The sequence below is a fragment of the Deltaproteobacteria bacterium genome (assembly GCA_026712905.1).
GTDB lineage: Bacteria > Desulfobacterota > Binatia > UBA9968 > JAJDTQ01 > JAJDTQ01.
This window is the reverse complement of sequence record JAPOPM010000045.1, coordinates 1-12,010: the sequence shown is the minus strand read 5'-3', so window position 1 is coordinate 12,010 and position 12,010 is coordinate 1. Positions and strand designations below refer to the sequence as shown.

General features: G+C 66.1%; 14 protein-coding genes. 6 read left to right on the top strand and 8 right to left on the bottom strand.

Annotated elements, in window-relative coordinates:
- The 4 genes from OXF11_03575 to OXF11_03560 all read right to left on the bottom strand — a co-directional run.
- The coding region (locus OXF11_03575) for a hypothetical protein (protein ID MCY4486179.1) at positions 1 to 183 on the bottom strand (183 nt) is incomplete at its 3' end.
- Positions 184 to 309: 126 nt separating this feature from the next.
- Positions 310 to 627: a hypothetical protein gene (locus OXF11_03570; GenBank protein MCY4486178.1), complete on the bottom strand. Its 318-nt coding sequence runs from the start codon at positions 625 to 627 to the stop codon at positions 310 to 312.
- Positions 624 to 851, bottom strand: coding sequence for a DUF433 domain-containing protein (locus tag OXF11_03565; GenBank protein MCY4486177.1), 228 nt, complete (start codon positions 849 to 851; stop codon positions 624 to 626). The genes OXF11_03570 and OXF11_03565 overlap by 4 nt, the downstream gene beginning before the upstream one ends.
- 14 nt (positions 852 to 865) lie before the next feature.
- The gene (locus tag OXF11_03560; protein ID MCY4486176.1) at positions 866 to 2,350 is read right to left on the bottom strand and encodes a biotin carboxyl carrier protein; all 1,485 of its coding nucleotides are present in this window, start codon (positions 2,348 to 2,350) and stop codon (positions 866 to 868) included.
- A gap of 189 nt (positions 2,351 to 2,539) precedes the next feature.
- Between OXF11_03560 and OXF11_03555 the strand changes: the two genes are divergently transcribed.
- Positions 2,540 to 3,850: a methyltransferase domain-containing protein gene (locus tag OXF11_03555; protein ID MCY4486175.1), complete on the top strand. Its 1,311-nt coding sequence runs from the start codon at positions 2,540 to 2,542 to the stop codon at positions 3,848 to 3,850.
- Positions 3,851 to 3,958: 108 nt separating this feature from the next.
- Positions 3,959 to 4,831: a M23 family metallopeptidase gene (locus tag OXF11_03550; GenBank protein MCY4486174.1), complete on the top strand. Its 873-nt coding sequence runs from the start codon at positions 3,959 to 3,961 to the stop codon at positions 4,829 to 4,831.
- An 80-nt stretch (positions 4,832 to 4,911) separates the two neighbouring features.
- Here the strand turns inward: OXF11_03550 and OXF11_03545 are convergent, their stop codons facing one another.
- Positions 4,912 to 6,153: an amidohydrolase family protein gene (locus tag OXF11_03545; GenBank protein MCY4486173.1), complete on the bottom strand. Its 1,242-nt coding sequence runs from the start codon at positions 6,151 to 6,153 to the stop codon at positions 4,912 to 4,914.
- Between the two features lie 169 nt (positions 6,154 to 6,322).
- Positions 6,323 to 6,991 (bottom strand): hypothetical protein, encoded by a 669-nt coding sequence (locus tag OXF11_03540; protein ID MCY4486172.1) that lies wholly within the window; start codon positions 6,989 to 6,991, stop codon positions 6,323 to 6,325.
- A 479-nt stretch (positions 6,992 to 7,470) separates the two neighbouring features.
- Between OXF11_03540 and OXF11_03535 the strand changes: the two genes are divergently transcribed.
- Complete coding sequence (locus OXF11_03535) at positions 7,471 to 8,400, top strand: hypothetical protein (GenBank protein MCY4486171.1); 930 nt, start codon at positions 7,471 to 7,473, stop codon at positions 8,398 to 8,400.
- On the top strand, positions 8,397 to 8,732 hold the full coding sequence (locus OXF11_03530; GenBank protein MCY4486170.1) for a hypothetical protein: 336 nt from the start codon (positions 8,397 to 8,399) through the stop codon (positions 8,730 to 8,732). Before OXF11_03535 ends, OXF11_03530 begins: the two co-directional genes overlap by 4 nt.
- A gap of 72 nt (positions 8,733 to 8,804) precedes the next feature.
- On the opposite strand, the gene OXF11_03525 is transcribed toward OXF11_03530, so the two are convergent.
- Positions 8,805 to 10,328, bottom strand: a complete 1,524-nt coding sequence (locus OXF11_03525) for a hypothetical protein (protein ID MCY4486169.1) — start codon at positions 10,326 to 10,328, stop codon at positions 8,805 to 8,807.
- Positions 10,329 to 10,423: 95 nt separating this feature from the next.
- Here OXF11_03525 and OXF11_03520 point away from each other — a divergent pair, with 95 nt between their 5' ends.
- Both OXF11_03520 and OXF11_03515 read left to right on the top strand, forming a co-directional pair.
- The gene (locus OXF11_03520) at positions 10,424 to 11,131 is read left to right on the top strand and encodes a hypothetical protein (protein MCY4486168.1); all 708 of its coding nucleotides are present in this window, start codon (positions 10,424 to 10,426) and stop codon (positions 11,129 to 11,131) included.
- Complete coding sequence (locus OXF11_03515) at positions 11,034 to 11,399, top strand: nucleotidyl transferase AbiEii/AbiGii toxin family protein (GenBank protein MCY4486167.1); 366 nt, start codon at positions 11,034 to 11,036, stop codon at positions 11,397 to 11,399. The genes OXF11_03520 and OXF11_03515 overlap by 98 nt, the downstream gene beginning before the upstream one ends.
- An 84-nt stretch (positions 11,400 to 11,483) precedes the next feature.
- On the opposite strand, the gene OXF11_03510 is transcribed toward OXF11_03515, so the two are convergent.
- Complete coding sequence (locus OXF11_03510; GenBank protein MCY4486166.1) at positions 11,484 to 11,864, bottom strand: type II toxin-antitoxin system VapC family toxin; 381 nt, start codon at positions 11,862 to 11,864, stop codon at positions 11,484 to 11,486.
- Positions 11,865 to 12,010: the final 146 nt, after the last annotated feature.

Below are 12,010 nucleotides of genomic sequence, written 5' to 3'. Positions count from 1 at the left end.
GTTCTCCTTGTGCTCGCGCACGTACTTCTTGATCATGGTGGCGCTGAAGAACTCCATGGACTCGAAGCCCGCCCGGTCCATGCCCTCGATGGCCTCCAGCATGGCCGCGGTCCTCATGTTGTAGGCCCACAGGCTCTGGTTCCCGTCCCGCAGCGTGGTGTCCACGAATGTGACTTCGCTCATGGATGCTCCTCAGCGGTTTGTGCCATGCTTCTCGTGGCGATGAGCCAAGCTGGCCGTGCGCACCCCCGACAGCGGCGGTTCAAGCGCCCGCTCGTTGCCCGGCGACCACGTGCCCGTCTTCAACGCTCAGATCGGGACTTCCCTCAGTTCCCCAGGCCGTACTTCTTCAATCGCCGTGCGGATTTCTGCCGTCCGATGTTGCACTCTGGGCCATGCGGTGGAAAGCAGCACCACAATCGCCAGCCTGCTGCCAGTGAGATTCTGCTGATATCGCAAGTTCTGGTCTGTGGTCACCATGACCTCGTAGCCTTCCTCTTCCGCTTTCCTTATCAGTTCCCCGTTCTCCAGCAGTTCCCATCCTCTCTCCGCCGATCTGTCGACCGAATGTTCCCGGAGATGGTTTCGAAGGGGTGCCGGGGTTCCATGGTCGAACAGGATTTTCATACCTGGGCTGTTGTCTTGAGCTGTTCCGTCTCGTGGTTGAGGACAGATGCAACCTGCCATTCCTTCACCTCGGGAAACCACTCAAGGAACTGTTTGACCGTGGCACCGCTCTCCAAGTTCTCGAAGAGAGCGTATACCGGTACTCTTGTTCCGGTGAAGGCCCAGCCTCCGCTGATTTTGCGGGGGTTGCGTTCCACCGCCGGGCAGGTCTTCCAATCGGTCATGAAGTCACCTCCTCTTACAAGTCCGTGGCCCCGTTCGCCCCGTCGCCGTCCCGCCCCAGCGTAAGCGAGAAACCCGGCTTGCGGATATACACCTGGGTGTATTCCTTCTGCTTGGTCAGCTCGTTGATGAGCCGCACCAGCGGCTGGCTGGCGCTCAGGTACTCCCGCGGCCGGCCGGATTCCATCATGGTCTTGACCTCGTCTACGCCCGCGTAGACCCGCAGCACCAGTTCCTCGTCCGAGATCGAGGGTCCGCCCAACTGGGACCGGAGCTCCGCCAGCGACGGCTCCGGCTGCTCCCAGCCGGTCCACGCCTTGGCCCGGGGCCGGCCCAGGATCTTGTCCTTGACGTCGGGGTCCATGAGTTCGGCGCCCTCGCGGCCCCAGATGCCGAGGGCGTACTGGATGGACTGGTCCGCGACCTCCTTGTAGCGCTCGCCCAGGATGACGTTGAACGCGGCCTGCGTGCCGACGAACTGTGACAGCGGCGTCACCATGATGGGGTAGCCCCACTCGGCGCGCACCCGGGCGGCTTCCTCCAGCGCGGCGGGCAGTTTGTCCTCCATGCCCACGAGCTTGAGCTGATGCACGAAGTTGGAGATCATGCCGCCGGGCACCTGGTGCAGGTACTGGCCGTGGTTGTACTCCACCGGCTTGCCGATGGGGAGTCCGTCGCGCTTGGCCACGTAGGTGAAGTGCTGCTCCACCGGCCGCAGCACCTCTTCGTCCACCAGCGCCTCGTGCCCCATGGCGCGGATGTTCCGCACCATGTTGAAGATGGACGGCTGGGCCGAGGCGTTGGCCAGCGGCGGCACGCTGGTGTGGATGGTGGTCATGCCGAGCTTGATGGCCTCGAGGTAGTTGAGCGGCGCCAGGCCGTTGTTGCAGTGGGCGTGGAACTCCACCGGGGTGTCGCCGATGTTCTCCATCACCAAGGGCACCAGCGCCCGGGTACGCTCGGGAGTGAGCAGGCCGCCCACGTCCTTGAAGCAGACGCTGTGGGGCTTCAGGGCCGCGGCCTCCCGCGCCTTCCGCGCGTAGTACTCGTCGGTGTGCCGCGGCGATACCGAGTAGATCAGGTTGACGACGGTCTCCATGCCGAGCTCGCGCAGCCCCTTCACCTCCTCGCCGAACACCTCGTAGTCGTTCCAGCAGTTAGAGGTGCGGGTGAGGGTGATGCCGCTGTCGATGACCTTCTGGATGATCAGCCGCAGGATCGAAGCCGGCTTCTTCTCGAGCCCGCCCTTGAGCCCGCCGTGGAGCCGCAGCTCGGTCTTGCGCAGCCGCTTGGTGCCCTCCCTCAGCCACTCCCACGGGTCCTCCTTGTGCTCGCGCACGTACTTCTTGAACATGTTGGTGACGAAGAACTCCATGGACTCGAAGCCCGCCTGGTCCATCTGCTCCGCCGCCTCCACCATGGCCGCCGTCTTCATGTTGAGCGCCCAGAGGCTCTGGTTGCCGTCCCGCAGCGTGGTGTCGATGAAGTGAATGTCGCTCATGTTGTCTCCTGACAGGAACCTGTATTGCGTGTCGTGGGTCGTGGCGCCGCGCGTTCATGCGTGTCGCCTGCTCATAGTGGCGTGAAAGGGGAAACGGGTCAAGGTGACCCTGGCCGTTGGCACCGCGGACTTGCGACGGGCCGGCAAATCCTCTAACGCTGACCTCTCATCACGCAGGGGAGGAACGCGGTGGTTCAACAGGAATCTCAACCGGTGGAGGAACGTGTCGTCGAGTTGCTGCGGCACCTGGGTATCGGGAAGGCACACGTGGCGGCCTATCTGCCGGGCGACTGGAGCGGGCTGCTGGAGCGGCATCCGTCGGCCGTGGCGTCGCTGACGCTCATCTGCCCGCGGGGCATGAAGATCGAGCTGCTGCGTCCTCATCGTGACCGGATGATGGTGGTCACGGGCGACGGCGGCAACGAGGTGGCGGAGTTGATGGGCGCCATGGACAAGCTGCCCGGCGCGGCGCTGACGGTGCTGCGCGACTACTACAGCCCCATGTGGGCGGATGTCATGGCGGAACGCGGCGACGCGGCGCTGCCGGCACTGTTGAAATTTCTCGCGCGCATGGAAGGGGCGAGCGCGGCTTCGCCGGTGCGGCTCCCGGAGGGGGAGGGTGAGGCGGCGGGCATCTCGTACACGGTACGGGGCTCGGGGCCGCCGCTGCTGCTCTTCCCGCTGGCGTTGGCGGCGTCCCAGTGGGAGCCGGTGCTGGCGGCGCTGGCGGAGCGTTTCACGACCATTACCGTGGGCGGCGCGCATCTGGGCATGGTGGCTTTCCTGGAGTCCCGCGCCGAGGGCTACCTTCGGGTGGTGCGCGGCGCCGTGGCCGAGGTGGCGCTGGAGCCCGGTCAGCGGGTGTTGGAGGTGGGTTGCGGCGCGGGCACGGTGGCGCGCTGGCTGGCGCGGCACACGGCGAAGCGCAACCCTATCGTGGGCGCGGACATCAACGCGTACCTGTTGCGCGAGGCTGCGAGGCTGGCCGCGGCGGAAGGGGTCGACGACGTCATCGAGTTGCACAACGCCAACGGCCAGGCGCTGCCGTTCCCGGACGGGGGGTTCGATGCGACCCTGGCGTTCACGGTCATGGAGGAAGGGGACGCCGACGCGATGCTCGCCGAGTGCGTCCGGGTGACCCGGCCCGGCGGTAGGGTGGCCGTGATCGTCCGTTCCCTGGACATGCCCTGGTGGGTCAATCTGCCGCTTCGCTCCGATCTCAAGCTCAAGGCCCAGACCGGCTACGGCGACATGGTGGAGGGCGGGTGCGCGGACGCGAGCCTGTACGAACGCATGGAGCGCGCCGGGCTGGAGGGCGTGGTCATGATGCCTCAGTGGGCGACGTACTCTTCGGGCGAACGGCTGCACCAGCAGCAGGAACGCATGGTCTCGCGGCTCGACCCGGCGGAAGCCGAGGAGTGGCGTCAGGCCATCGTCGCGGCCGGCAACCAGTTCTTCATTTCGCAGCCGTTCCACTCGGGCGTGGGCACCAAGCGCTGATCCCGCGCGGGTACTGTTCCGCGCCGTGCGCCAACGCGCTGCTGCACGACGGGCGGCCCGATCGTCCCCGGTTGACACCCGAGGCCCGATCCACCATATGTAGTGGACATGCGACTTGTCGGCACAACAGGGAGGGTACCCAGGAAGGTCACGGTACTCGGAGCGTTCCTCGGTCTGTGGATGGCCCTGGCACTGTGGCCGCCGGCCGCGGCACTATCGGCCGAACCCGGCATCCAGCTTGACGGCCAGCGGATCCAGGGCGGCCTGGTGCGCGGGCGCGTGGCGCCGGGTTCCAAGGTGAAGTTCGAGGGCGCGCCGGTACGCGTCTCCAAGGAAGGCTGGTTCCTCATCGGCTTCGGCCGGGACGCGCCCGCGAAGGCCGTGCTGTCGGTGGTGTTCCCGGACGGACGGCGCGAACGCTACGGCCTGGCGGTGAAGCCGCGCAAGTACCGCATCCAGCGCATCGACGGCTTGCCCCCGAGCAAGGTCACGCCCAGCAAGAAGGACCTCGTGCGCATCCGCAAGGAGGTCGCCCTGGTCAAGCGGGCGCGCACCGTCGACGATCCCCGCACCGACTTCCTCGGCGGCTTCCGCTGGCCCGTGAAAGGCCGCATCAGCGGCGTCTACGGCTCCCAGCGCATCCTCAACGGCGAGCCCCGGCGCCCCCACTACGGCATCGACATCGCCGCGCCCAAGGGCACCAGGGTGGTATCGCCCGCGGCCGGCGTGGTCACCATGGTGCATCGGGACATGTACTTCTCCGGCGGCACCATGATCGTCGACCACGGCCACGGCCTCTCGTCCGCCTTCCTCCACCTCGCTCGCATTCTGGTCAAGAAGGGCCAGCGCGTGAAGCAGGGACAACCCATCGCCGAGGTCGGCTCCACCGGCCGCTCCACCGGCCCCCATCTCGACTGGCGCATCAACCTCTTCGGCCGCCGCCTCGACGCCTCGCTGCTGGTGGGGCCGATGCCGAAGTGAATCCCCGACCATAAACGAAGGGGGCGAAAGCAAATGCGCTTTCACCCCCTCCTTCCGCACAGGGTCTTGGCCGCAAACGGCTAAGCTTCACCCACCGCGGCCTGCCGCGTCCGGCTCGCCTCCGCGGCCGCATGGGCCTTCTGGAAGTCTTCCTCGCTGAAGTTGTACAGGCTGGCGCCGCCCATGAAGATGGCGGCGGCGATTTCCCGCGACACGTTGTTCAGCAGGTTCGTGGAGACGTTGGGGAAGTTCGAGTCGAAGTGCGGGTAGTCGGTGGAGATGCACATCCGGTCCGCGCCGATGAGCTCCGCGGTGCCGGCGATCTCGGGCTCGCTGCCCTCCACCGCGGCCCAGCAGTTGCGCTGGAAGTACTCCTTGGGCGTCAGCGACAGGTAGGGCGCGTGGGAGTCGCGGTAATTGGCGTAGTCCCACTCGATGCGCGTCAGGATGCCGGGCACCCAGGAGTTCTGCGCTTCCAGGTAGCCCACGCGCAGCTTGGGATGGAACTCGAAGACGCCGCCGATGATCATGGCGATGAGCGCCTGCTGCATCTCGATCCAGTGACTGGCCACGTGGCGGTAGAAGCGGTTCTCGCCGTACAGCGCGTTCATGTTGGAGTTCCACGCTCCGGTGCCTTCATGGAAGCACCAGGACACGTTCAACTCCTCGTGCAGGCTGTAGAGCGGATCCCAGTAGTTGGAGTGCCAGAAGCGGCCGTTGATCATGTTGGGCCGGATGAACGATGCCACCGCCCCGAGCTCCTCGACGGCACGCTTGAGCTCGTGGCACGCCAGGTTCACGTCGTGCAGCGGCAGCATGGCGGCGAACTTCATGCGCTCCGGGCAGTGTTGGGAGAAGTCGTGGATCCAGTCGTTGTAGGCCCGGCTCAGGGCGTGCGAGAGGTGCGGGTCCATGTCGTCACGCGCCAGCAGCCCCAGCCCGCCGGTGGGGAACAGCACGCCGATGTCGATGCCTTCCATCTCCATGCCCATGATCTGGGCTTCCTCGTCGTAGCCGCGCTCGATGGCGAAGTCCATGCGCCCGGTGTCCGCCAGGCGCGAGGCCGACAGCACCCCGGTGGCGGCGCCAATGACCGGCCCCGTGGCCTTGGACGACGCGGCCCTCTTGCGGTGCTGCTGCAGCTCCGAGTCCGCGCCCGTGGCGAGGCCGTCGATGGTCCAGGTGCGCCGGCTGATCTTCCCCTTGCCGTCCACCGCCCAGGTCACGCGGTGCTTGAACTCGGGATCCAGGTACTTCTCCAGCAGGTTCCCCGGCTCCTGGATATGCATGTCGCTGTCAACGAAACGCAGGCCGTCCTTCATGATCGTTCCTCCTTGTCCCATCGAGCCGCGGGGTGTCCCGCGCCTTGGGCGCCGTTCCGATTTCGCTGGACCGAGACTACAGCAAGTTCGGGAGCGTGGTCAATGACAGCGGCCGGGAGTCCGGATCCGCGCGGGCCACGCTTCGTCCAACGAACGAAGGCGGTATCGTTCACTCCGTCCGGGAGACATCGGGCTGTTCGGCGGCGATCTCTCCGTTGGCCACGCGCATGTCCCAATAACAAACGGTGGCAACCACGGCCCCGTAGGCTCGGATCGAACCGTTGAGGAGAAGGACCGCGACGGCCAACAACACGCCAAGGTCGTTGTCCCTGAGGAAGCCGGCCACGGCTCTGAGCAGGATACCCGACGAATACTGCAGAACTTCCGTGAAGCACCACACCAACACGACGACGCCGAGCAAGCGAATCCAATGATGTGAGGTCAGTTGCCAGCATCGCCTGAATCCGTCCAGAACCCCCGTGCGTTCGATGGCCGCTACCGGCAACAGCATCAGGAGCCTGCTGTCGATCAGGCCATTGAGGGCGCTGCCCGCCATGGACAGGGCGAAAAGCACGCTCTTCGACGCCGGTCCCAGTTCCGAAGTAAGGACAAGGACCGCCGCCGCGTGCTGCGGCAGGTAGAGGAGGGCGCGCAGGATGGCCACCGAGGACACTCTTGCAACGAACAGGTAGAAGGGGCGACGCAGAAGCCCGGGGATGGCCTCGGTGGCCGTGACCAGGGCGCCTTTCAACGTGACCCGGCGGCCGCCCAGTTCCGGCCAAATCATCAGGGTGATGACGGCTTCCACCGAGACCCTCGAGAAGGCGTGCAGGACCACGGAAGCGATCTTTCTGCCGTACAACGCAAAGAACGCCGGGGTTCCCGGGTCGCGAGAAACGGCGCCAGTCCGGTGAGAAACAAGACGCCCCCCACGGTCCACCCGACAGCCGAGGCCAGAAGCACGAACGGCACGAAGTGTCTGACCAAGGCGGCCAGAAACCGGCCCAAGACCGGCCAGATTGCGAGCCTGCGGTCGAGCGGGACGGTGCCTGGCGTGTGCGTTTCGGACGATTGGGTCTCCATGTCTCAGGTCTCCGTCACTTCTGCGAACCGGCCATTGAAAATCTGCTTCGCCACCCCTTCGTCTGACGTGAACGGACTCGACCCATGCGGAGGGACGAGGCCTGCGTCGGATATCCTTGGACATACCGGCCGTTCTGTGTAACACAGGAACGAATAATCCAGAAAGGCCGGCCGGTTCGTAACCATGCCCTGACCCGATCCCGTCCCCGCGTCGGAGCTTTGAGGAGGCCCATCATGATGACGAAGGACATATCCGCCCTCCGCAATGATCCCCGCGGCATCCACTTGTTGTGGGTGTGGGTTCTGGCACTGGCCGCTAGCGGTTGCACCGCGGCCGTGGACACCGCCCGGCTCGACACCGTTGCCCGGGCGGGCGTCGCGTACGCCGGCAAGGTGCCGCCGTTGCTGGACCGGGCGTTCGAAGTGGCCGCGGCGGTGGATTCGCGGGCGCTGGTGGAAGCGCGGGAGGGCCTGTCGGAGGAACAGCGTCGGGAGGCGCTGCAACGATTCGACGCGGCCATGGCGGAACGTCTGGAGGACTACGACGCAGCCAAGCGCCATAACGACTTGCTGAGATCGTACTTCGTCGCGCTGCGGTCACTGCTGGAGTCCGATGGGTCGAAGGGGAGCGCTGCCGCCGCGAAGCGGTTGACGGCGGCGCTCGGGACGCTCTCGCCCAGGCTCAAGCAGGCGCGGATGGGGGACGTCTCGGTAAGCGGCCGTGTGGAGCCCGCCGTTGCCGTCACGGTGGCCTCGTTCGGATCCGCGGCCCTGCGGCGCGAGTTGGAAGCACGCGGCGCGGCCATCGAGCGCGAGCTGGCGCTGCAGGAGGCCCTGGTGGCGGCGGTGGCGCGGCAGGTGCGCGCGGACCGGGACATCCTGTCGGCGCGGTTTCGCAGCGACGAGGTTGTGACGCCGTACGTGAGCGCCAAGCGGCTGCCCAAGACTTGGCCGGCACGGCGGCTGAAGAGCCTGCGCGAGCCCACCGGCGTGGCAGCGGCGCTGGCCGCGGAGCAGGCGGTCGGCGCGTTGCGGCAGGCGTACGTGGCGGCCGTCGAGGGACGCCTGGATGCCGGCCGGGCAGCCGAGCTGGGCGCCACCGTCGAGGGATTCGTGGAGCTTGTCTCGCGCCTCGGCGCTGAAGCCGGGAGGCTGATCCGATGACGCCGGGTGAAGTCCGCGGGAAGACGCTGTCGGAGTTGCGCCAGGCGCGGAAGGACATGATGTCCGCCGAATGGCTCGCGGCGGTGCAGGATCTTCCGGAGACCGAGCGCACGGCGTCGGCCATGGCGCTGCTGGATGTCTGCCTCGCCATCCGCCGACTTGAGAACGCGCGCGTCGCGGCCATCCGCGGGAAACTCGCCGACAACGAGAAGGAACTTGAACGCGGTCTGCGGGGCCTTGCGCGGGCGCGGGAGAGGCTCAAGCGGATCGAGGCCTACCTGAAGGCCGTGACCACGCTCGTGTCGAGTGTGGCGAAGGTGGTCAAGCCGTAACCGACACGAACTCGGAACCATCGAAACGCCATTCCCGCGGAAGCGGGAATCCAGGTCTTGCGGCGCAGGTTCCTACTGGAGCACGGCGCGGAAGGGACGTCGGAAGCCCTTGGCCGGCTGGCCCTCGTTCCCTGTTGGCTCGCGCACCAGCCAGGCATTGGCCGTCAATTCGATGCCGCCGCCCTCCGTGCGGCACAGGCTCACCGTCATGAAGTGCTCCCGAGTGCGCTTCCTCGGATAATCCGACAACAGCCGCCCCTTGCGGATCGGGACAAAGAAGCGCCCGCGTCCCGCGCGGTCCTTGTAGTAGTTCACCTTGCGGGCCGGCCAGTCCAGCTCGCGGGCTGTCGCGGCGGGAGGAAAACGCTCGGGCCGGCTCGTGGCGGTGCTCGCGGCCACGCCGTTGAGCCCGGTGAGGTTCGACAGGGGCGAGGAGATGATCTCGAAGAGCCGCGTCCCGGCGGTGCCGATGGGGACGCTGGCGACGCGTCCGAAATGAACGTCGCCGCTCAGGACCACGATGTCGTGCGCGACGGCGCCGAGGGCGTCGAGCAGCGCCGCGTATTGCTTTGAGTAGCTCCGCAGGTTCCGCTCCACGCGGTTCTGCCGCACGAGCAACGGCTGCGGAAGGACGAGCACCGCTGGGCACGTCCTGCGCCGCGCCCAGTCGAGCAGCTTCCTGAAAGGAGCCGCCGGGAGAAACGCCTCCTCCGTGCGGTGCGACCGCAGGTCGGCGAAGCAGAGAGTGACATCGTCTCCGATGGCCACCGTTTCCACCACGGGCGAGCGCTGGATGTTCGTGACGGCGTCGCGCGAGGCCGCTTCCCAGCACTCGCGCACGTGCGGCAGCCTCAGCGACCAAAGGGCTGGGAGGGGTGAATCGACAAACGGGTAGTCGTTCCAGTACTCGTGGTCGTCCGGCAGCATCCATGTGCCGCCCCGGCCGAGGATTCCGTCCAGCGCCTGCCAGTGAAGGGCATAGTCGTCGGCGATGCGCTCGCGTATCTCCCGCGGTATCAGCGACAGCGAATCGAAGCCGATGTCCAGGTAGACCTGATCGCCGGTCAGCGCGGTGATGTCCGGCCGGACGGTGCCGGCGCCGTGCTCGTAAAGCGCCCGATACGCGACCGCCGCTTGCCCGCCGTCGCGATGGTTGTAGAAGCAGCTCCCGAGACCGATGGTGAAGGGACTCTCGCCCTTCAAGGGGAGGCGCGGCGGCAGCGTGCGGAACGCGCCCGCGCGCAGTTCCTGCCACCCACGGACAGGTCCCGCCGCGGCATTCCCTTCAACGAGCCGCTCGAACGCGACCCGGTATTCGCTCCCGGCTTCGAGCCGCCTGAACGTCACCACCCTGAAAAAACGCCGTCGCATGCCGCGGAAGGGCCGCGACCAGTCGTCCCTGGAGATCAGCGCCGAGCGCTCCGCCCGGCCGTCCCGGAAGAGCCGGACCCGCGCCCGCTCCGGCATCTTCAAAGCCGGGAACAAGGTTCCCACCCACACCTCGGCCGACGTCGCGCCGACCCGGTGAATTACAAGGGACCATTGAGCGGTGGATGTGGGGTAGTCCGGGCGGAAGGGCCAGTGGGAGTGATCCATACGGATGTCCGTTTCTGATTGCACAGGCGGTTGTTCATGGCAGTCCCCGGGCAGATTTTATTGCTGTAAGTTGACAATACTGGCAGGTTAGGTTGATGAGATTCTCCGAGCTGCTTGAGATCGTCGACGATGAACCGCTGTTCGAGACGGGGCTGCTGCTTTGCGGGCGCGCCGACCCGGTGAGGATTCGACACCAACTCGCCCGGTGGACCCGGGCCGGGCGAATCCATCAGCTTCGTCGCGAACTGTACGCGCTGGCTCCACCTTACCGCAAGCGCATGCCCCATCCGTTTCTGGTCGCCAACCGCCTTGTGCCTGGGTCCTACGTGAGTGGACTATCGGCGCTGGAGCACTGGCATTGCATTCCCGAATACGTTCCGGAGGTCACCAGCGTGGCGGTCGCAAGGCCGCACGTGCGCCAGACTCCGCTGGGCCGCTTCTCGTTCCGCTACGTCAAGAACGAGCTGCTCTACGGTTACCGGCAGATCGACTTGGCCCTTGGACAGGCGGCGTTCGTGGCGTTGCCGGAGAAGGCCCTGCTCGATGTCGTTCACTTGTGCCCCGGCGGCGACGAGCCGGCTTACATCGCGGAGTTGCGGCTGGACCTCGAGGCCCTCGACCTGGACGAACTCGAGCGGCTGGCGCGCGCCGCGGGCAAGCCCAAGCTGTTGCGCGCGGCGCGGCACGTACGCGCGTTGGCCGAGGATCCCGACCTTTCAGCCCCACGACCGCGCGACGCTTCTCGGCGGCAAGCTCCACGCCCTGCTGCAGCGTCCCTACACCAAGGGGCGGGACCTGTATGACCTGATCTGGTACCTCGGCGATCCGGGCTGGCCCGCGCCGAACCTGACCCTGCTCGACGCGGCCTTGCGGCAGACAGGCTGGGAGGGCGATACCATTCATGCCGATAACTGGCGGACCACGATCCTTGGTCGTCTCGACGCCTTGGCGTGGGATCGGGTGGCGGCGGATGTCCGCCCCTTTCTGGAACGAGCGGAGGATGTCGTGTGGGTCACACGGGAGAACGCGGCGCGGCTATTGGGCCACCCTCGCGCGGCAGGTCCGAGCTGACTCAAACAAACCGTCTCCGGTAAACCTCGGGCGGTTCAGGACCAGAGTGTCTTCAGTGTACGACTGAGGCGCCATTGACGTGGTTCAAGCTCCCATGATGGCCACATCGTATCGCGGGATGTGTTGATCGCGGGTGACGAGGGTCAGCCCTTCGGCCCGAGCTTGAGCGATCAGCAAACGGTCGAACGGGTCACGGTGGTGCATCGGCAGTTTGCCCGCCTGCTCGGCATGATGGAAGGTCAACGGCAGATGCGTGAAGCCTCTCTCTTCCACCAACGCAGAGAGATTGTCGGGGGCGGTCATGGTTCCCTTCGCCCTCTTGACTGCCACCTCCCAACCGGTGATGGCGCTGACAAAGACATCGTTGTGCGGGTTGGCGATGGCGTTGCGAGCCGTCTCGATCAACCGCGCGGCATCGGATAGGCACCACACCAATACATGGGTATCCAGCAGTAGACGCGACACCTTGACCTAACCCAAGTTTAACATAGGTAAATGAAAGTCATTATAATTCGGGGGGTTAGCGGGTCGATTTTTTTCTTCTGGCACTACATTCTGGTGTCTTAACGATAATACTGAGAGTTCAGACGGTCAACTTTTTGATGCCGCCG